The organism is Vibrio tapetis subsp. quintayensis, assembly GCF_030409945.1.
Classification (GTDB): Bacteria; Pseudomonadota; Gammaproteobacteria; order Enterobacterales; family Vibrionaceae; genus Vibrio; species Vibrio quintayensis.
Map to the genome: position 1 here is coordinate 136,344 of NZ_JAUFQV010000025.1, position 20,399 is coordinate 156,742.

Consider the following 20,399-nt stretch of genomic DNA (forward strand, 5'->3'; position numbering starts at 1 on the left):
TACGACTTTTAAAGCTTAAAGGTATGAATTACTTGGTTTGAGCTTCCTCTCCAATCTAAGCTAGGGTCGGCGAGATCTCGCTCGAACTTGCCATCCACCAGCGTATCAACAAGCTCTACGATCTGTTTTTGTTGCTCATCTAACTCGGAAAGTAGATAACCAGTCCAAAGCCAAATGTCTTTTCCTACACATTCTCGACGAACACGCTCTACTAACTTCAAGATTCCTGACACGTTATCCGGGTGCAGTGGATCGCCACCAGATAACGACAAACCACGTTTTGGAATACGCGTATCATTGAGATCAGCGATGATCTGGTCTTCTAGATCGACTGTAAACTCATGGCCTGAACAAACAGACCATGACGCTTTATTATAACATCCGCGGCATTGGTGAACGCAGCCGGAAACAAACAGCGTACTGCGTGTTCCCGGCCCGTTAACAACATCAATAGGATGATATTGTAGGTAATTCATTAGAGGTGTTTCACTCGACGAATCACTTCTTCTTGCTTGCCGAAGTTAAATGGTCGCGCATCGGGGCTGCCTAAGTAACCACAAACACGGCGAGTTACGGATACTTTCGTTGAGTCGTGGTTACCACATTTAGGGCAAGTAAAGCCTTTGCTTGTACACTCAAACTCACCGTTGTAGCCACATTCGTAACACTCATCTATTGGCGTATTCGTTCCGTAATACGGCACATGAGCGTAGCTGTAATCCCATACATTTTCTAACGCTTCAATGTTGCGCTGCATGTTCGGAAATTCACCGTAACAAATGAAACCGCCGGTTGAAATTTCAGGGTACGGTTTTTCGAAATCAATCTTGTCGTATGGGTTTACTTTCTTTTGCACATCGAGGTGGAAGCTGTTGGTGTAATAACCTTTGTCAGTCACGCCTTCAATCACACCGAACTCTTTTGCATCAACACGACAGAAACGGCTGCACAAGTTTTCACTTGGCGTACCATATAGGCTAAAACCATAGCCCGTTTCTTCAGTCCAAGCGTCAATGTTCTTCTTAAGGTACGTAACAATGTCTAAGCCTTTTTGGCGTAGCGCTGCGTCATCATAAACATGATTTTCTTTACCATAAAGTGCCGTCACCATTTCATGGATACCGATGTAACCCAATGAAATTGATGCTCTGCCGTTCTTAAAGATTTCCGCAACTGAATCTTCAGCTTTCAAGCGAACACCACACGCTCCTTCCATGTATAAAATTGGCGCAACGCGGGCTTTAACATTCTCTAAACGAGAAATTCGGGTTTCCAAAGCACGACGAGCAATCACCAGCTTTTCGTCCAGTAAAGCATAGAATGCTTTTTCGTCGCCTTTAGCTTGAATTGCGATACGAGGTAAGTTCAAGCTCACCACACCAAGGTTATTACGACCTTCATGGATAAGCTCGCCATTTTCTTCATACGTACCAAGGAAACTGCGACAACCCATTGGAGTTTTAAATGAACCGGTGATTTCTACTACTTTGTCGTAGTTCAGAATATCAGGGTACATGCGCTTAGACGCACACTCTAGCGCCAGCTGCTTTATGTCGTAGCTAGGATCGCTCTTACGATGGTTTAAACCATCTTTAATGGCAAAAACTAACTTAGGGAATACCGCTGTTTTACGATTTTTACCTAAACCTGCAATGCGGTTTTTCAAAATCGACTTCTGAATAAGGCGCGATCCCCAGCTAGTACCTAACCCGAACCCAAAAGTAACAAATGGTGTTTGCCCATTTGCGGTATGAAGTGTGTTCACTTCGTATTCTAACGACTGGAAGGCGTCGTAACATTCTTTCTCTGTACGCGACATCGCGAAGGCTTCAGGATTATGGATATCCCACTCACGTGCCACTTCTAAATGCTTTTCGTAACTGGTTAACACGTAAGGCTCGAGAACTTCATCAATGCGGTTGATCGTGGTGCCACCGTATATGTGACTCGCCACTTGCGCGATAATTTGTGCAGTTACCGCAGTCGCCGTTGAAATTGATTTAGGGGTATCAATTTCAGCATTGCCCATCTTAAAGCCATGGGTCAGCATACCTTTCAAATCAATCAACATACAGTTGAACATTGGGAAAAACGGTGCGTAATCTAAATCATGGTAGTGAATATCACCGTTATCATGAGCTTGAACGATGTCACGCGGCAAAATGTGTGTTTTCGCATAATGTTTAGCCACGATACCCGCAAGCAGATCTCGTTGAGTTGGAATAACCTTACCATCTTTGTTTGCATTTTCGTTAAGCAGGTCGGCATTGCTTTGTTCAATCAAGCCTTGAATTTCTTGATTCAATGCGCTTTTCTTCTCACGCGCCATATCGCGGTCGTGACGGTACTCAATATACGAACGAGCCAATGCTTTACAGTCGCCCTGCATCAATTCGTTTTCTACCATGGTTTGGATTTCTTGAATGTCTACTTGCTTGCAATCACGAACCTTGTCTTGAACAGCGATAGCAACCTGTGCCGCGTACTCAGCAACCGTACTATCTACGTGTTCCGCAGCGCTTTCTACAGCTGCCACAATACGCGCTCTTTCGAACGGAGCTTGCGAACCATCCCTTTTGATTACAACAGTATTGACCATTTTTCCTCACCCTCAGTAGTAAAGGTTTTCACCCTATATTGTGTACATATAACGAACAAGCACTATATGTTGTGGCGTATTAAACCAAAAACACACTAGAATTGGTATTGATGTAGATCAATAAATACCGATGAGCGACTAAGATCAAGTCGATCTTAGCGGAGTTGATCCCACATTTGAATGACACTATGAAAACCCGATTTTTTTCCAAGATTTTGTCTCTCGATGTGGGTATGCTTGCGCATAATCTGGGGATAAATATGAGCCAAAAGAGAGAATTGATGCGCCTAATACTGATATTACTATTTGGAATAATGCCGGCGATCCTTGTCGCGTCTCCACTCACCTTTGCTACATGGAATATAGAATGGTTATCCACACAACCAAGCAATCAATTCAAAGCAAGTGTAAGAAGCGAGCAAGATTACCAACAATTAGCGCATTATTTTGACAAAATATCACCGCAAGTTTTGGCTTTTCAAGAAGTGAATGATGCACAAGCTCTCGAAAAAATAATTCACCCTGAGCGCTTCAATATCATTTTTTCGGAGCGCGCAATGAACCCCAACAGGCAATTTGATGGGATTAACCAATTTACCGGTTTTGCCATTGATAAGCGCATGACCTTTACCAATCAACCAGATTTGGATCTCTTACCCTCATCCACCAGCAAATTGCGCCTGGCTACCTACGTTGTCGTGCAAAGCCACAGCGATAAACCAATACATATGCTTTCTCTTCACTTAAAAGCAGGCTGCAGTGGTGCTAAGAAGAACTCTCACTCGTGCACCATCATTAATAAGCAGGCCAAAGTGTTAAATACATGGCTAAAAGAGAGAGTCGCGAACGAACAGCCCTTCATCGTTGCGGGAGACTTCAATCATAATTTATCGTATAACAATGATTGGTTATGGAGAGTATTGTCTCATGGGGTAAAAGGCGACATCACACTGGTCACCCAAGCGACCAAAGCCAAATGCCTAGTTAAGTCGAATAGAAACCGGAATCAAACCCATCAATTTCGCCATCTTGTTGACCACATTATTGTCAGCAAGGATCTAACGCCAAGCAACACCGTGCAAACCGTATTCACTAAACAAGACGTACTGAAAAGACAACTCAGTGACCATTGTCCTATCAGTACGCAAATTCACTAACGAATCAAAATGACGCTAAGATGCCGAATTAGTTTTGGGGATCTGAGCAAGTGCTACCGGGTACCCTCTCAATTGCGCGAGGTACTCGGCCTTTTTCTCGACTTGGTCTGATGTCAGACTCATGGTCGTCTTGTATTCTGTTGGCGACAAAGCATTCGCCTTGAGTAAGCCACTTTTCACCATGTGTTCAACAACTTTATTTGATGCGTCTAGCGCAGAAGAGCCTTTTACCACTTCCAATCTGGCATAGTTTTGCCCTGAAAATGACACATCCGCCGCCCTTAACGTGACATTGTCACCAGGTATTTGTTGTGCTCCAAATAAAGGTTTCCCCTCACCTAACGCTTGTTCGAAATCAGGAATAAACTGCGCCATATGGTCAATCGCATTCTTCGTTCTCAGCTCAAACTCGGTGGTTGTCCAACCTCGTTTGACCTTTCGCTGAAGAAGACTAGGGAGCTCTGGTTGAGAGCTGTCGTTTGATGAGGAAACCAAGCCGTCACGAAACAAAGTGATGTCTTCCGTCATACCGTGCAATTGGAAGTGTCCATTTGGGTATGGGGTCAATTGGGCCATTCCTTGCGGTGTCCCCCTTGGCCCATGAAAGATCACTTCTGGCCACTCTTGATTGCATTGTGTCCACTGCGTGACATAAGCCGCTTTGAACTCAACCAAACGTTGTCTTGGCGCATTAGCCCAGTCATCAACGATGCCCGTTTCAAAGCCGCAAGCATTAATTAGATAATCGAACCGACGTTGCGTTTGCACTCCATCCGCGTGAGTGAAGTTCACCACCCACTGACTACCCGATGCTTCAATACGGTTAACACCCGTATTAAGATAAAGTTGGCAATTCTTGAGTTGCTCTAGTGCTAAATTCGCACTTGCAGATAACCTAAACACACTCCAACCATATTCCTGCACGGCTACGACCGGATACTTCAAGGTTTCAAGGTTGGCATGTTGGGCAAAAGGTATCATCCATTCATCAAAAGATACGGGGGTAACAGGTTGAACCTTATTTCGTAAGCCGAGCAACTCTTCTTTTGAATACAGGCGATAATAGTCCTCTGGCAGTCCAAGCACTTCATTGCTGGCATCTTGATCAACTAAAGTTTGATAAGACGCTTTCACAACTTTAAGTCGAGGAATGATGGCATCGGCTTCACCTGGGTCACTATGGGGTACCGCAATGACCGTCGGTCGAATGTTCAACGTATGTTTAAACAGCTTGACCGTATCTATCGACTGACGTAGCAATGTAAGACACTGCTGCTCAGAAATTTCACGATACAGGTTTCCCCCTGCATGCAAGTGGCAAATTGGCGGGCCGCTCACTAAACTGGTGTTTCTTTCGAATACCGTGACGTTCAGGCCCATTTCGGCTAACGTTAACGCCGCTGTAGCGCCAGAAATACCACCGCCAACCACTGCGATTTCTATTGGTTTTATTGGATCAGTTACCGTAGTCATAATTGCTCTAATCAATTTTGATGCTCAAGCATTTTACTGTCTTATTTGTCTGATTAAAATCGCATTTTTATTGTGTCTTTAATATTTATTCTTTTCGTAAAATAATCTTAAAAAACACTTGACGCGATGCTAAAAAAACCAATTTTTTAATGCGTGTGAATAACCGAATTGCCATAACATCCGCCCCATCGGGCTTGGCGCCTGTCCAGCATTTTTTTGAAAAAAGTTATCCAAATATTTATCCACCGTTTTTGTGGATAACTCACAAAAGATATTCACAATATTGGTTACGCATCTTTGTTCACAGGGATTAATAGGCGTTTAATCAGTGTGTTAAGTACGATTGTCAATGTTAAAAACGAAAGCAATGGTAGGGATAACCATAACCCTGGGTGTAAGGTCGTTGATAGTTCAAACCCCCACCGCATAATACTTGCGACACTCGCCTCAGCCCCAATACTCGCCACGATACCCGCGATGAACGCAATAGCGCCATATTCAAACCAAATGGTACGCGTGATGCGCGCTTTAGAGGCACCCAATGTTCGGTATAGACGAAACTCTTGCTGTCTTTGACTCAGGCTCAGACGCAGCAAGGTAAAAATCAACATAACTCCAGCTGCAACCCCTAAGACTGCCAGTACAGTAACCGCCCAAACAATTTGCTCCAATAGGGTTTGGATCTTACTGCCAATGCTTCTGACATCCAACAAACTCACGGTTGGGTACTGCCTCGCAAGGTCATTAAGGAACTGGATCTCATCATCAACGCGAAAGCTAACCAGGTTAGTAGCAGGGATATCCGCTAGTGTGTCTGGAGTAAAGATGAAATAGAAATTGGGCTTCATTTCTCGCCATTCAACTAAACGGATGGTATTCACTGTCGCGGTGACGACCTGGCTGTTGATGGTAAACGTTAGCGCATCGCCTATTTCAATATTAAGTGCCTGAGCAACTTCAGATTCGACAGAGACGCCCTGCTTTGACGTCCACTGCCCTTCAAGTACTTCATTGTAATCAGGCAGCGATTCGCCCCACGTGAAATTTAACTCGCGTCTGAGCGCGTCGGTTTTTTCTTCTTGAGGGCTAACCTCAACATTGTCCTCTGCAGGCTTACCGTTGATTTCAGTTAAACGTCCTCTCACAATTGGGTAAGCTTCTGAACGATTTAGGCCTTGTTCGTCAATTGCAGCTAAGTATTGTTCTGACTCATACGGGGCGATATTCAGTGCAAACACGTTAGGAGCATCAGCTGGCAGTGCTTTTTGCCAATCTTGGAGCAAATCGGTACGAACTAACCAGATGATTGCAAGCAACATTAACGACAAAGATAACGCACCAAGCTGAACAGCGGTCGAGGTCTTATCGCGGCTAATGCGGCTCATCGCCAACTTCATAGACGTTGTTAATGGAAAGCGACGCACCAACTTCAACATCACGAGACTTGCGCCAGAAAGTACGACAAACGCAACAACAACACCAACAAAAACCAGCCATACGAACACATTATCGCCATAGCCCCACAACAGCGGAATGAGTGGCACAAGTAAAAGCCCCAACCACTTCTTCTCAAATGGCGTGGAGCTACTTTGCATAACGCTCATGGCCGGTGTTTGTAGCAAGTTGATAAGCGGGAGGCCTAATGCCGGCACAGCAACCACTAAGCAGCTACCTAATGCGACAAGATAAGGAGCAACACCATAGCTTGGCAATGGGTCAGGCAATAGATCGGTCAGAGGAAGCCTCAGTAACACTTCTAACGCCCCTCCTAATAGAAGGCCTGCGATAGAACCCAAGGCAAACAGCAGTGCTACCTGAATGAAAAGCCATTTTCTTATCCATAGACGACTGGCTCCCAAGCTTTTCAACATCGCCACCGTTTTTCTTCGGCTTGCCACGTAGTGCTGACTCGTAAGCACTAACGTCGTTGCGGCCATGAGAATAACGATCGCTACGGTTAAAGAGAGATATTGTTTCGTTCGATTGAATATGTCTGAGGTTCGGCTCTGGCTATCTTCTGACATCCACCGATCGCTTGCCGTTAGCGGTGTGTTTTCTTTCAACTCATCCAATGCCGCTTTCTCTCCTTGGAGGAATAAGCGATATTGGACGCGACTGCCAAGTTGAATGGCCCCAGTTTGCTCGATGTCAGTATGATGAATAAAAGCGGTGGGCATTTGCTGAAATGGATTAAAGGCCAAGCCCGGTTGCTGTTTGATCACACCGGATATGCGAAAGTCCGCGTCACCAATAGTGACAGCGTCACCCTCGTTAACCCCTAGCTGTTCTAGAATTCGTTGCTCAAGCCAAAGCTCACCAGGTGAAACTCGGTTAACTTGTTTCTTTGAATTTTCGAGCAGCATCTCGCCTTGCAGCGGGTATAAACCGTCCACGGCTTTAACGGTTATCAACTGCATACCGTCTTCACTGAACGCCATAGTGGTAAAACGCGTCATTTCGGTGGACGTAAAATCGTTGCTCTCAACGCGCTTTAATAAAGGCTCAGAAAGAGTATTAGCCGACACAAATACCATATCGGCGGTCAGTGCGTCTTTGCCTTGCTTCACGATAACCTGTTCAAGCCTGTCCGCCAGTGCTGACAGTGCGAAAATACTTCCGACGATCAAGGTCAATGCCGCAACGATAGGCCATAGTTGGCCCAATCGTATTTCTTTGATGCTCCACATAAACAGAGGCTTTATACCGGAGTTGGGCTTCATTTCACCTCCTCCAATACGCCGTTTTGCATATGAAGAACACGATCGCAACGCTGGGCTAACTCATTATCATGGGTGACTAAAATCAGTGTTGTGCCATGCTGCTTATTCAAATCAAATAAACGTTCAATCACGTTTGCAGCTGTGTGCTGATCTAAGTTTCCGGTCGGTTCATCGGCAAACAATATTTCCGGGTTTATCATGAATGCACGAGCAAGGGCGACGCGCTGTTGTTCTCCCCCAGAAAGTTGCGTTGGCAAGTGATCCATCCGTTCTTGTAGCCCAACCGATGTTAATAGCTGTTCTGCGCGCTCAGTATCTTCATCTTCCCCACTCAATAAGCAGGGTAACGTGACGTTTTCTCGCGCCGTCAGTGTAGGGATAAGCAGAAAACTCTGAAATACAAAACCGATTGATTTACTTCTAAGCGCTGCTCTTTGTTCGTCATCTAGCCCCATTAAAGACTGGCCCAAAAGGGATATTTCACCCTCACTGGGTAGGTCTAACCCTGCTAGCAGCGTCATTAAAGTCGACTTACCTGCACCAGAAACTCCGACGATGGCGACACTCTCGCCTTTTTTAACATCCAAATTTACGCCTTCAAGGATTGTTAAACGCTCCTGATTAGTCGTAACATGTTTAGCGATTGATTTAGCTTTAATAACGGACGTGCTCATGATTAGATTCCTTTCGGTACTGACTTTTTGTTTTTTTATATTCACTAATGTATCAACTGCGCAAGCAACGACCAATGAAAATACGATACTAATATTGGGTGATAGCCTCAGCGCGGGTTATCAAATGAAACCCCAACAGGCATGGCCTCACCTATTATCACAACAGTTAGATGAACAAAACCTTAACACTCGAATAATAAATGCTTCTGTTTCGGGAGATACTACGGGCAATGGCCTTGCTCGAATAAATACCTTATTGGAATTACATAAGCCCAACTGGGTAGTCATTGAGCTGGGCGCCAACGATGGTCTTCGAGGTTTTCCTCCAAGTCGTATCCAAAGTAACCTGTCAGCCCTCATCACTCAAAGCCAAGCAGGTGGCGCCGAAGTGATACTAATGCAAATACGTATTCCACCTAATTATGGCAAGAAATACAACCAGTTATTTAACAATTTGTACCCAAGGCTGGCTGATGAATTTGACATTCCGCTTATTCCTTTCTTTCTGGAACAAGTCATCGTAAAGCCTGAGTGGATGATGAACGATGGATTACACCCCAAAGCTGAAGCTCAACCATGGATAGCCAATTACATCGGTGAGCAAATTTTACCATTCATAAAAACAGCAAGTTAACTGTTCTAGCTCAATACATCTATCAAGGGCATCGTATATAGTTTACCAACGTTATTTACTATTTAGATAGGTACGGCCTGAGGACACTTTTGGATCACACGTCAATTTAAGTGAACCCAAAAGCCCAGGTCTTATTGGTGAAAGGACTGAGTTTTATGCTAATTGAGCCCGTAATTAAAGGAGTGGTTGCTCGCTCTTCACATCCATTCGGCTGTCATGCTGCCATTAAGGAACAAATCGAATTCGTAAAACAAGCAAAGCCCATCACCACCCGCCCTAAGCGCGTTCTTATTATTGGTGCTTCTTCTGGCTTTGGGCTTGCTTCTCGAATTGCACTGACGTTTGGCGGTGCCAATGCCGATACCATCGGTGTCTCGTTTGAAAAAGGCCCATCAGAGAAAGGCACCGGTTCTGCTGGGTGGTATAACAACATCTTTTTCAAACAAGAAGCAGAAAAAGCAGGCCGTACTGCCATTAATATTATTGGTGACGCATTTGCTCAAGATACCCGTAGACGTGTCATTGAAGCCATTGAAACCTATTTTGAAGGTGAAGTGGATCTCATCATCTACAGCTTGGCCGCCGGGTTTAGACCAAAGCCTGACAGTGAAGATTTTTGGCAATCCACCATCAAGCCAGTCGATACGGAAGTCTCTGGTGCTACAGTATTGTTAGATACTGACTCTTGGGTTGAATCCCATATTTCACCGGCATCGCAAGAAGAGTTAGACGCGACCATAAAAGTCATGGGCGGAGAAGACTGGGAAAGTTGGATAGATACACTTATCAATGAAGAATCCATCGCTCAAGGCTGCCAAACAGTCGCTTTCTCTTATATTGGTTCAGAGAAAACTCACGCGATTTACCTCGATGGCACACTTGGACAAGCTAAAATAGACTTGCACCAAACCAGCCACGCATTAAACCTCAAACTTGCTCAGTTTGGTGGTGGAGCTTACGCTAGTGTGTGTAAAGCCCTTGTCACTAAAGCAAGTGTATTTATTCCTGCTTTCACTCCCTACATTTTAGCTCTATTTAAAGTGATGAAACAAAAAGGCACTCACGAGGGTTGCATTGAACAAATGCAGCGACTATTCCGAGATAAGCTTTATGCCGATGGCAGAACGCCTGTAGATGCAGAGCGCCTCATCCGCATTGATGAGCTTGAACTGGATGCAGACACTCAAAGCCAAGTTAAATCTCTCATCGACCAAATGAACAGTACAAATTTTGCTGAAATTGGCGACTATCAAGGCTATAAAGGCGACTTCATGGCACTTAACGGCTTTGGGCTCGACGGGGTCAACTATGAAACTGAAGTTCCATTCGACGTACTAAAAGAGCTACAACCGTAACTTTCGCTCAGATACTGTGCAGTTTCCACTTGTATGTACATTGCACAGTATCAAAGTTGCAACTTTTCTCAATTCCTCGCAATATAATTGAACTTAGCGTTGTTGTTCTGACCAACCCAGTCTTATACTTAAGAAATCAAGACACAGGTAATGGGTTTCGATTTTTCCTACCGTTAATAGTACGTAATTCTAAATGGTCACTTTGCTAAACAACGGTAAATGCTCGAACCCATAGCGCTCTTCAAGGATGAAGATCAATACCGCTCAAAGGAACAATAATGCATGCCAAAAGTACCCACAAATACCATAGAAGTACCTCCATACATGCTCAATGGATGGCAGAATATCGTCGATCTGATTGCAACCTTGTCTACGGTTCCTTCAGCATTGATCATGCGAATTCATGAGGAAAGCATTGAAGTCCTTGTTGGCAACCAGTCTCCACACTCTCCGTACAAAACCGGCAGCAGTGAAACATTGGGGGGTGGGCTATATTGTGAGTCCGTCGTCGAAAGCAATGCGCCTCTGTGTGTTCCTAATGCATTGCAAGACCCAAACTGGAGCAACAACCCCGATATCAAATTAGGCATGATTGCTTATTACGGCATCCCTATTAATTGGCCTAATGGTGACAGCTTCGGCACCATATGCATGCTCGACAGGCAAGAGAATCATTTTGAATCGACATTTCGTGACTTAATTGAATCATTTCGCATATCAATTGAGTCTCAACTCGCCCTTTTGTATCAACACGCGATTTTGCATCGATCCAACAAAGATCTTAAGCTAAGGGTAAAAAGCCGCACCGAAGATCTTGCGAACCTGAATTTTTCTTTGTGCGCCGAAATCGAGAAACGAAAGGAAGCCGAGCAAAAAGTCGCCTACCAGAAAACCCACGACTTGGGGACAGGCTTCATTAACCGCAATGCACTCATCGAAGAAACAACGCCTATTTTCAAGAGGGTTCAAAACTCTCCATCAAGCATGGTGTATATCCATATTGGTTTTACAAACGGTCGACGACTTCAAAACCGGTTCGGTTACGATGTGTTTGATAACGTATTGCGCGAATATAGAAACCGCGTCGGCCCTATTAAAGCAAAACAATCGATTACCGCTCGCACATCAACCATTGATTTGGTGGTTGCACTGGAACTTGACCCTAGTGAAACGGATGTCGAACTGGTTTGTAAAAAGCTCGTGGATATCAGCCACTCTGACTTTTTTGTTGGTGACGAGCCGCTGCACTTGCATGCCTACGTTGGGGTCGCGACCTCCTTAGACAGTAAAACACCCGATGAAATGCTCAAACATGCAGGGGAAGCGATGATCGCTTGCCGCGATACCGGCAAAAAATACGCGTTTTACGCCAATACTAAAGTCACGTCTCCTTCAACAAACCAACTGGAGAGCTATTTGCTGGAGGCCGTCCGCAGCAACGACTTGATGCTCTATTTTCAACCTAAAGTTTCCCCTAAGAGCGGGAAATGGCTCGGCGCTGAGGCTCTTCTAAGGTGGAATCACCCGGTACTAGGGCAAGTATCTAATGATTCCTTGATCCAACTGGCTGAACAAAACGGTCTGATATTTGAAGTGGGCAATTATGTACTGCGCACTGCTATTGAACGTGCCAGCGAGTGGACCCAATACGTTGAAGACTTCAAGGTTGCCGTTAACGTTTCGGCCATGCAGTTACGCGATGTTCATTTCGTCGAACAAGTGGAACATCTATTGGAGACATACCACTTACCTGCCCGTTATTTAGAGATAGAAGTCACCGAGTCTAGCCTAATTGCTGATGAGTTTTTGGCAGGCAATACTCTGCATGCCCTACACCAACTGGGAATCACTCTGTCTCTAGATGACTTTGGCACGGGGTATTCGTCGTTCAGTTATTTGAAAAAATACCCATTTGATTGCATCAAGATCGACAAGAGCTTCATCATCCAAATCACTCGAAGCTCACAAGACAGAGAGATCGTTCGCTCGATCATTAATGTCGCCAAAAAACTGCACCTAAAAGTCGTTATGGAAGGTATTGAAACTTCCGAGCAAGAGCAATTTATCTTAGACGAGGGCTGTGATTATGGCCAAGGCTACTTATATGGCAAACCAATGAACTGCCAAGTTTTCGAACAAAGCTTAATTTCGAGAAACTATAACGGCACAACCTAGCTTAAAAAGCCCGTAATTGATGAATTAGAGTAACTATTTTTTGCTTAAAGGGCTTGGGTTTTCTATAATCCTCGCCCAACTTCCTATCTAAGTAAAAGTAGTGCCCTATGGATCTATTGATCGCAACTCTCAAAAAATTGGAAAAACAAAATTATCGCGCTTATCAGCAAATCAAAGGAAGTTATGATTTTGGTGATTTTGATCTTCACATAGACACTACTCAAGCCGACCCTTACGCACCAGCATCACGCCTTCGTGCGACTCGTGCTTGGTCTTTAACCGGCCTAGACTGGCTAAAAGAGACGTCTCCTGCTTACCAAATTGCTGCTAGAGACTTTATTGCTCGCGCTTTTTGTCATTTTGCAAACCAAGAAAACAGCGTATTCATGTCGTTAAGCGGCCAGACCGTTCTCGACCAAACATGCGTTCTGTTTACAGACCACGGCATTGAACTTCGCTTTCGTGTCGACTTACCAGCAGACGGCCGCACCATTTTGGGAAAGCGAGCCATCAATGTGTTGTCTTTCCACCTACCTAAGTTCATTCGTAAAGCAACGATTGAACGTGAACTTGATATTGCGGCATTGAAGAAGCATTGCGAGGCCATTGAAGATCAGGTTGCATTACGTGCTCAACTGGACGATCGCAACTTAGTTTCTTTCATTGGTGATGGCAGTATCTTACCTCGTTTTGCTGGTAACAGTGACCTACCGATGAAAGAAGCGGTTGCATTTCAGTCTCCTGACTCTCTCGCCGTTGAATTAACAACGCCGAACTCAGGCACAGTTCGGGGTATGGGTATTCCAAAAGGCATCACCCTCATTGTTGGGGGTGGTTTTCACGGTAAATCGACATTATTGAATGCGGTGGAACGCTCTATCTATAACCACATTCCTGGTGATGGCCGTGAACTTATTGTCAGCAACTTAAGTGCGATGAAGATCCGTGCTGAAGACGGTCGCTGCGTTCATAACCTAAACCTATCAAATTACATAAACCATTTACCACAAGGTCGTGATACCGAAGACTTCTCGACTCAAGACGCGTCTGGTTCAACATCACAGGCGGCTTGGTTACAAGAATCATTGGAAGCTGGGGCGAAAAGCCTTCTTATCGATGAAGATACGTCGGCGACTAACTTCATGATTCGCGATGAGCGTATGCAGGCGTTGGTATCTAAAGGTGACGAGCCGATCACACCATTGGTCGATCGCATCGGGCAATTACGCGACGAGCTAAGTATTTCTACGGTTATTGTTATGGGGGGCTCCGGCGACTACTTAGACGTTGCGGATACCGTCATTCAAATGCACGACTATCAAGCCGTTGACGTAACAGAAAAAGCAAAGCTAGTCATTGCTCAACACCCATCACAACGACTTCAAGAAGCGAGTGAAACACTTAATACGTTTGCGCCGCGTCAGTTCAACCCTGGTTGTTTGCAAGCGATATTGGCGGATGGAAAGTTCCGCGTGAATGCAAAAGGCAAAGATGGCTTGCGATTTGGTAAAGAGCAAGTTGATATTTCTGTATTGGAACAGCTTGAATCTGCCAATGAAATCAACGCAATTGGTTGGGTGTGGTTTCAAATGGCGCAAATGACGGGTTGGTTAAACGCGCCAGCCGAAGATATTGACGCACTGCTAAGTTCTGAGCAATGGTATGCAAATATGCCAAACCATGGTGACATTGCAAAGCCAAGAACATTAGACGTAATGGCAACCCTTAACCGTATGCGCAAAGCCCAGTTTAAATAACCGAACTGGCTTTCTTGATTGCCATGTTACAGGCAACAAAAAAGGAGCTTAATCGCTCCTTTTTTATTCTTATTGAGCTTCGCCTCATAAACCTGCCAGCGGTACAAAATACACAAGCGCTGACCAAGCAAAAACCCAAGCTACAACCATAACCGTATCGAGCAAATCAGTACTCCACATGGCATCCTCCAACAATTCGTGATTTCCAAAACAGGTCACGGCGGCAACCTATCGATTTCGAATCATCTCTCATTGTTAATAGAGCAATATCTATACCAATTAATTCATTTTAACGCTCGACGCCTTTTTTTATGATACAGATAGTGATTACTTAGAATGCTGCCAAGGTATCGGATCGCGGTCAAATAGGTCAGGTGTACTGCGTAAAAGATCAATGAAGCAATCCGCCATTGAATACGTGGTAGTTCCCTCGCCTTCCATATTCAAAATTGCAAAATAGCCTTCTTTACCTTTCATCGTATAAGCCGTTGAACAACCACGATATAAATCGTCACAGTTTACCGTATTCCACTCTCCCTGTTGCAGAATTTTTAGGCTGCTGATCCGCTGACCCATCGGTGCGTCTGGGAGATATTGAAAACGCAGATTATGGGTGTACGGGTAACTCCCAGAGCCGGTACCGTCAACGCCGTTTCCAGTTGCATTGTTGATGGCTCCCTCCAACATTAACTGCAAGTGCTGACCACGAATGTCGTAATACCCTACCGGAATCGCAAACGGCAATATTTTACCTGCTATGTCGTCAACCGTTATGTCACCGGCCGCCAGCGAGTTACGAATACCGCCCGCGTTATGTACAGAAAACTCAACGTTATAATCTGACTTATTCATCATTTTAAAAAACGATTCCGCAACGAGCGGACCTAGCTGACTTGGTCCTTGTTCGTCTGGAATACGAACGTGCCTCAAATTGATTGGCGAGCGTCCAATCACTTGCGACTTAATTTCATTGACTCTTGGGCGGTATTTATCATCTAGAATCGCTTTGACTTTGGCATCTTTAGTACAACGAACCACATTGGGATGTGCGTATATTTGCTTTTGGGTCTGTTCGTAAACGTGATCGTCCACCAGCTCTTCTAAACTGGCATCCATACCCAATCTACGTCCGACTAACAATTCATTACGCCCTTCAAAACGCGTAACCTTACCATTGGTGTCAAAATCGATTTCACAATGACCCATAAATTGTGCATAACAGCCAGCCTGAACAATGCGGGTATCATTTACTGTAATGCCATACGCATCTTGCATAGGAAACCCAAGGTCCGTGAAGTCGCCTTGTAACTGATGAGAATGGCCACCAACAATTAAACTGATACCATCAATCGCTTTTGCTAGTTGCTGATCTTCTTCATAGCCGAGGTGGCTTAAAAGAATGATTTTATTAATGCCCGACTTGTGAATAGCTTGAACGGTTTGTTCGGCAACCATAGTCGCATTAAGAAAAGGAGTATCACTGTCAGGGTTGGAGATAGCCGCCATTTTATCCAGAGATAAGCCAAACAGCGCCACTGGCTCACCTTCAACATCAATCGTTAACCAACTTCCCACTCCAACATCGGCTTGGTAGCTGTGTAAATTAGCCTTAGTCGACAGTGGGTTCTTTTTATTCGATTGCTCGGCTGAGAGATCCCAATTACTTGCAAGCATTGGGAACTCAATCCTATCTAAAAAATCCGCAACGGGTTCATTACCCATATCCAGCTCATGATTTCCGATCACCATTGCGTCTGGTTTAATCGCATTGAGCATTTCTGCGTTGGCTTCGCCCTTAAATAAGGAAAAGTACAATGTCCCTTGAAAACAGTCGCCAGCGTGTAAAAACACAAATTTTCTATTCGCTTGCTTAGTGTGGCTTCTAAGTTGCTCGATCCGATTTGCGATTCGAGCAAAGCCACCCACACTGACAAATGGAGCCACCTGTTTACCGTTGACACACAAATGCAATTGCATTGTGCTTGGTTCAAAGTAAGAGTGAGTATCGTTAATGTGCGCTAACGTTAGCGCGGCAGGTTTGTTGATATTAGTCATAGTATTTTTTTCTTTTTATATTGTTTATCATTTTGATTTCATTGTTAGTTTATCATAGGTCACATTTCGTGACAGTTAAATGACACTAACGCCGAATGGCGCACTGTACGTCCACCTAACCGTTAATGACCAAAACAAAGGCCTCAAGTTAGCTAACCTATGTTTCACGGCGCCAACATTCGTACAAAAATCAAGCTATCACGCGGCCAGAGCTTCCCCTAAGTAGTTGTTATTTAATAACTGTGATCAAGTAACCGCTCAAATCATCCATACTCATATATGCTTAGTAATATCACGGAGGTTCTTACATGCAGTTAGAGCGTATTGAAATTTCAGGCTTCAGGGGTATCCGGAGACTCTCTCTTGGCTTCGACGAACTCACGACATTGGTTGGCGAAAATACATGGGGGAAGTCGTCATTACTCGATGCGCTTAGTGTCGCACTTCCGAGCAATTGCACTCCTTATCAGTTTGTGCTGCAAGATTTCCATGTCGACTATTCCGCTTCGCATCCTCAATCGCAACACCTACAAATAGTATTGAGTTGGCGCACCAGCGCAGAAAACGAAGAGCTTGCGGGCCGCTATCGTAAAATAAAACCAGTGTGGACAGAGGATGAGGATGGCGTCAAACGAATAATCTATCGATTGAGTGCCACCAGAGTTGATCATAAAGTCACCACAAAATACGTATTCTTGGACCAAAATGGCACACCACTGCCCCTACACCATTGTCACAAATTCGCAGAAGAATTGATGGCACTTCACCCAGTAATTCGTTTAAGAGATGCTAGGCGTCAAAACCGAGATGACATTAAAGAAATCAGTAACTCCCGCGCCGAAAAACGAATAGAAAACACCACAAGGCGGTTACTTGCTAGCCCTGGGCACGTTAACAAAGGCGAAATGCGAAGCAGCCTCCTCTCTATGCAAAACCTAGTAGAGCATTACTTTACCGTTAATGGACAGTCACGAAGTAATCCTCGTAGGCAAAGAGACCGTATCTTTTTTGGCAGTTCGAACACCAACAAAAATGCGCTGAGCCAAATGGCTGAGAAAGGCAACAACAAACAGACTCGGCTTTTATTGATGGGGTTATTAAGCGCGTTTATACAAGCGAAAGGCCCCTACGATCTAAGACGTTGCGCTCGCCCTATTTTGATCATCGAAGATCCCGAGGGTCGATTACACCCGACTCATCTAATTCGCGCATGGAGCATTTTTCAATTGCTGCCCATGCAAAAAATATTGACCACAAATAGTGGCGACCTGCTAGGCGCCGTGCCTCTATCATCTATCAGGCGTCTAACTCGTCAGTCCGACAAAACCGTTGCATTTTCCATTCCTCCTAAGCGATTTGGGGCTGACGAATTACGACGCATCGGCTTTCACATACGATTCCATCGCTCTAGTGCTTTATTCGCCCGTTGTTGGTTATTGGTTGAGGGTGAAACCGAAGTGTGGTTGTTTAATGAACTGGCGCGTTTATGCGGTTATAACCTTGCCGCTGAGGGCGTCCAAATTATAGAGTTTGCACAGTCCGGGCTCAAATCTTTACTTAAAGTAGCGCAGGCTTTGTCTATCGACTGGCATGTCGTTACTGATGGCGACCCTGCTGGCAAGAAATACTCTCACGCCGTGCGCACGCTATTGGGCAACGATCAAGAAAGACACCGCTTAACAGAATTGCCCGCAAGGGACATAGAGCACTTTCTATATTCAAATGGGTTCGAGCCTTTTTTCCGCGAATTGGTTCATATCCCACAGGATCACCCGATCCCGCCTAAAAAGGTCATCGCTAAAGCGTTGAAGAAATACGCCAAACCAGACCTAGCACTCGCCATTGTCAGTCACTGCGAGGAACAAGGCCCAGAAACGGTGCCCATTCTGATTCGTTGGACTTTAAAGCGGGTCGTCAACATGGCGAACGGCAATACATAAATCTGAGGCAGATAGGCAGATAGGCAGATAGGCAGATAGGCAGATAGGCAGATAGGCAGATAGGCAGATAAAATAATGTTCGATTACAACACTATCAAAATAATTGATGGCCTAGCTGACCATCAATTATCGGAAAATTTTATTAAGTAACTTTCGGTTTTATTTCTTTGGCATCAGACAATACAGAAGCATCAGATTCAGTGACCCATTTGTGAACGTACAATCCGCTTGCTTTCATCAAGTAACCAAACAAACCGCCAACTAACAGCGATGGAATAACTAACTGCCAATTCGCATCCGCAGCAAAGGTAGCGCACGACCCAATAAAAGTACCTGGGATGTAACCAAGCCACGCCTGTTTAGCCTGAATGCACATGAAAAACGCAACCAATGCAGTAATGACGTAACCCATAATATCTAGAGACACTAACGAAGAACCTTCAATGATCACCAGAGCCCAAAACACACCAGACAAATTCGTTATCATGCTGACCGACAGCCCTTTTAGACCATCATTTGGCGAAGCAAAGTAACTTGTACAACCAAGGAACCCAGCCCAGCTTATCAATCCAAAAGAAACGGCGACCCATCCCCATATTCCAGAAAGGATGCCGGTGGTAATTGCGATGGCTAAAAGTACACTCATACGATGTTCTCGATAACGATTCAAAACGAGATAATAGCGTTCGGAGCAACTCATACCGAGACTTAAATCACACATAAGCGTAATTGATACTCATGGTTTGCATAGATTTGAGAACGCAAACGCTTAACCATACAGAGTCGTTACAAATAGGTAAGGGCTATAACTGACAAAGCCAGCGCGAAGGCTGGCTTTGTCACTACAAATAGGTGTTATCGACGCAAATTACTCATACGGCCTTTCATCATTCTTAGCCCCTCTCTCTTTATGCAGTCAGCTAATGGGTTTTCAACCATATCGGCACGCCAAATAAATGATAGAGTGCGATCCATTTTAAGTTCAGGTACGTTTAGTTCAACCAGCTCTCCGCTAGCAATGAGTTTTTCAACATCCAAATAAGGTAAGCAACTTAAGTAAGACCCGTTTGCAACCATACTGCGTAAAACCGGAACGTGTTCGTATTCACGCCAAACATCAAGGTCAGAAATCAGGTTGTTAATATTGCTATCAAAAACAGTGCGAGTACCAGAACCTTGCTCTCTTAATACCCATTTGGCCTGTTCGAGTTGCGCTAAGCTGACCCTTTCACGTTGAGCGAACGGGTGATGAGCTGCAGCAATAACCGTTAGGTGGTCTCGACACCACTCTTCTTGGTGAAGGCGGTTGTCATCACAGCGACCCTCGATGATACCGATGTCGTATTTATAGTCCACAACGTCTTCAATAACTTTAGAGGTGCTTTCTACATTTAGAGAGATACGCATTTCCGGAAAGTCATTATCAATAATACTGATGAGGTCTGGAACCAAGTGTTCAGCCGGTGTTTGGCTGGCACAAATTCTGATTTCCCCACTCAACAAATGCTGATCATAAAAGCCCATTTCAATTTGTTGCGCATCTTGTAGCAGCTTCTTAGCTTTAGGTCGTAGCCATACACCCCAATGGGTTAATGTCATACGCTTACCTTGCCTTTCGAACAAAGGGCGGCCTAGCATTTTTTCCAATTGAGCGAGAGACATGCTGGTAGCGGATTGCGTTAACGCCAATTTATCAGCAGCTTGACTAACGCTACCCGAATCTGCAACTGAATCAAACACGGCAAGTTGTTTCAGGGAATATCTCATCGTCTACCCACATAAGGACTGCAAATTTCAATATGAAACATATTTTACCTCGTTTTTTTTACTTATCAATAAAACTGATGCAGATCTTGAAAA

Annotated in this window: 14 protein-coding genes; 6 read left to right on the plus strand and 8 right to left on the minus strand. The window is 44.7% G+C overall.

What is annotated here, in order from left to right:
- Positions 1-8: 8 nt before the first annotated feature.
- Positions 9-476: an anaerobic ribonucleoside-triphosphate reductase-activating protein gene (gene nrdG, locus QWZ04_RS10385; RefSeq protein WP_290327658.1), complete on the minus strand. Its 468-nt coding sequence runs from the start codon at positions 474-476 to the stop codon at positions 9-11.
- Positions 476-2,599 carry an anaerobic ribonucleoside-triphosphate reductase gene (nrdD, locus tag QWZ04_RS10390; protein ID WP_290327660.1) on the minus strand — a complete coding sequence of 708 codons (2,124 nt, stop codon included), beginning with the start codon at positions 2,597-2,599 and terminating at the stop codon, positions 476-478. The genes nrdG and nrdD overlap by 1 nt, the downstream gene beginning before the upstream one ends.
- A 260-nt stretch (positions 2,600-2,859) precedes the next feature.
- On the opposite strand from nrdD, the gene QWZ04_RS10395 reads away from it, so the two are divergent.
- The gene (locus QWZ04_RS10395; protein ID WP_290327661.1) at positions 2,860-3,756 is read left to right on the plus strand and encodes an endonuclease/exonuclease/phosphatase family protein; all 897 of its coding nucleotides are present in this window, start codon (positions 2,860-2,862) and stop codon (positions 3,754-3,756) included.
- Positions 3,757-3,771: 15 nt separating this feature from the next.
- Here the strand turns inward: QWZ04_RS10395 and QWZ04_RS10400 are convergent, their stop codons facing one another.
- The 3 genes from QWZ04_RS10400 to QWZ04_RS10410 all read right to left on the minus strand — a co-directional run bounded on the left by QWZ04_RS10400 (position 3,772) and on the right by QWZ04_RS10410 (position 8,623).
- Positions 3,772-5,229 (minus strand): FAD-dependent oxidoreductase, encoded by a 1,458-nt coding sequence (locus QWZ04_RS10400; RefSeq protein WP_290327663.1) that lies wholly within the window; start codon positions 5,227-5,229, stop codon positions 3,772-3,774.
- Between the two features lie 287 nt (positions 5,230-5,516).
- The gene (locus QWZ04_RS10405; RefSeq protein ID WP_290327666.1) at positions 5,517-7,949 is read right to left on the minus strand and encodes an ABC transporter permease; all 2,433 of its coding nucleotides are present in this window, start codon (positions 7,947-7,949) and stop codon (positions 5,517-5,519) included.
- Complete coding sequence (locus tag QWZ04_RS10410; protein ID WP_290327668.1) at positions 7,946-8,623, minus strand: ABC transporter ATP-binding protein; 678 nt, start codon at positions 8,621-8,623, stop codon at positions 7,946-7,948. The genes QWZ04_RS10405 and QWZ04_RS10410 overlap by 4 nt, the downstream gene beginning before the upstream one ends.
- Between QWZ04_RS10410 and QWZ04_RS10415 the strand changes: the two genes are divergently transcribed.
- From QWZ04_RS10415 to QWZ04_RS10430, 4 genes are all read left to right on the plus strand, one after another.
- Entirely contained in the window at positions 8,622-9,257 is a 636-nt protein-coding gene (locus QWZ04_RS10415; RefSeq protein WP_290327670.1) for an arylesterase, read from the plus strand. The two genes, QWZ04_RS10410 and QWZ04_RS10415, sit on opposite strands and share 2 nt — an antisense overlap.
- 155 nt (positions 9,258-9,412) lie before the next feature.
- On the plus strand, positions 9,413-10,612 hold the full coding sequence (gene fabV, locus QWZ04_RS10420) for an enoyl-ACP reductase FabV (RefSeq protein ID WP_290327672.1): 1,200 nt from the start codon (positions 9,413-9,415) through the stop codon (positions 10,610-10,612).
- A gap of 282 nt (positions 10,613-10,894) precedes the next feature.
- Positions 10,895-12,787, plus strand: a complete 1,893-nt coding sequence (locus tag QWZ04_RS10425) for a sensor domain-containing phosphodiesterase (RefSeq protein WP_290327674.1) — start codon at positions 10,895-10,897, stop codon at positions 12,785-12,787.
- Between the two features lie 107 nt (positions 12,788-12,894).
- Complete coding sequence (locus QWZ04_RS10430; protein WP_290327676.1) at positions 12,895-14,544, plus strand: ABC-ATPase domain-containing protein; 1,650 nt, start codon at positions 12,895-12,897, stop codon at positions 14,542-14,544.
- 327 nt (positions 14,545-14,871) lie between these two features.
- Here the strand turns inward: QWZ04_RS10430 and QWZ04_RS10435 are convergent, their stop codons facing one another.
- Positions 14,872-16,599: a bifunctional metallophosphatase/5'-nucleotidase gene (locus QWZ04_RS10435; protein WP_290327677.1), complete on the minus strand. Its 1,728-nt coding sequence runs from the start codon at positions 16,597-16,599 to the stop codon at positions 14,872-14,874.
- Between the two features lie 308 nt (positions 16,600-16,907).
- Here QWZ04_RS10435 and QWZ04_RS10440 point away from each other — a divergent pair, with 308 nt between their 5' ends.
- Entirely contained in the window at positions 16,908-18,539 is a 1,632-nt protein-coding gene (locus QWZ04_RS10440) for an ATP-dependent endonuclease (RefSeq protein WP_290327679.1), read from the plus strand.
- Positions 18,540-18,681: 142 nt separating this feature from the next.
- Here the strand turns inward: QWZ04_RS10440 and QWZ04_RS10445 are convergent, their stop codons facing one another.
- Entirely contained in the window at positions 18,682-19,185 is a 504-nt protein-coding gene (locus tag QWZ04_RS10445; protein ID WP_290327682.1) for a DUF1097 domain-containing protein, read from the minus strand.
- 209 nt (positions 19,186-19,394) lie between these two features.
- Positions 19,395-20,306, minus strand: a complete 912-nt coding sequence (locus QWZ04_RS10450; RefSeq protein WP_290327684.1) for a LysR substrate-binding domain-containing protein — start codon at positions 20,304-20,306, stop codon at positions 19,395-19,397.
- Positions 20,307-20,399 lie beyond the last annotated feature (93 nt).

Coding starts and splice junctions, on each gene's coding strand:
- QWZ04_RS10410 (WP_290327668.1), bottom strand. CDS start 8,623: ATGAGCACGTCCGTTATTAAAGCTAAATCAATCGCTAAACATGTTACG.
- QWZ04_RS10400 (WP_290327663.1), bottom strand. CDS start 5,229: ATGACTACGGTAACTGATCCAATAAAACCAATAGAAATCGCAGTGGTT.
- nrdD (WP_290327660.1), bottom strand. CDS start 2,599: ATGGTCAATACTGTTGTAATCAAAAGGGATGGTTCGCAAGCTCCGTTC.
- QWZ04_RS10395 (WP_290327661.1), top strand. CDS start 2,860: ATGAGCCAAAAGAGAGAATTGATGCGCCTAATACTGATATTACTATTT.
- QWZ04_RS10445 (WP_290327682.1), bottom strand. CDS start 19,185: ATGAGTGTACTTTTAGCCATCGCAATTACCACCGGCATCCTTTCTGGA.
- QWZ04_RS10425 (WP_290327674.1), top strand. CDS start 10,895: ATGCCAAAAGTACCCACAAATACCATAGAAGTACCTCCATACATGCTC.
- fabV (WP_290327672.1), top strand. CDS start 9,413: ATGCTAATTGAGCCCGTAATTAAAGGAGTGGTTGCTCGCTCTTCACAT.
- QWZ04_RS10435 (WP_290327677.1), bottom strand. CDS start 16,599: ATGACTAATATCAACAAACCTGCCGCGCTAACGTTAGCGCACATTAAC.
- QWZ04_RS10430 (WP_290327676.1), top strand. CDS start 12,895: ATGGATCTATTGATCGCAACTCTCAAAAAATTGGAAAAACAAAATTAT.
- QWZ04_RS10405 (WP_290327666.1), bottom strand. CDS start 7,949: ATGAAGCCCAACTCCGGTATAAAGCCTCTGTTTATGTGGAGCATCAAA.
- QWZ04_RS10415 (WP_290327670.1), top strand. CDS start 8,622: ATGATTAGATTCCTTTCGGTACTGACTTTTTGTTTTTTTATATTCACT.
- QWZ04_RS10440 (WP_290327679.1), top strand. CDS start 16,908: ATGCAGTTAGAGCGTATTGAAATTTCAGGCTTCAGGGGTATCCGGAGA.
- QWZ04_RS10450 (WP_290327684.1), bottom strand. CDS start 20,306: ATGAGATATTCCCTGAAACAACTTGCCGTGTTTGATTCAGTTGCAGAT.
- nrdG (WP_290327658.1), bottom strand. CDS start 476: ATGAATTACCTACAATATCATCCTATTGATGTTGTTAACGGGCCGGGA.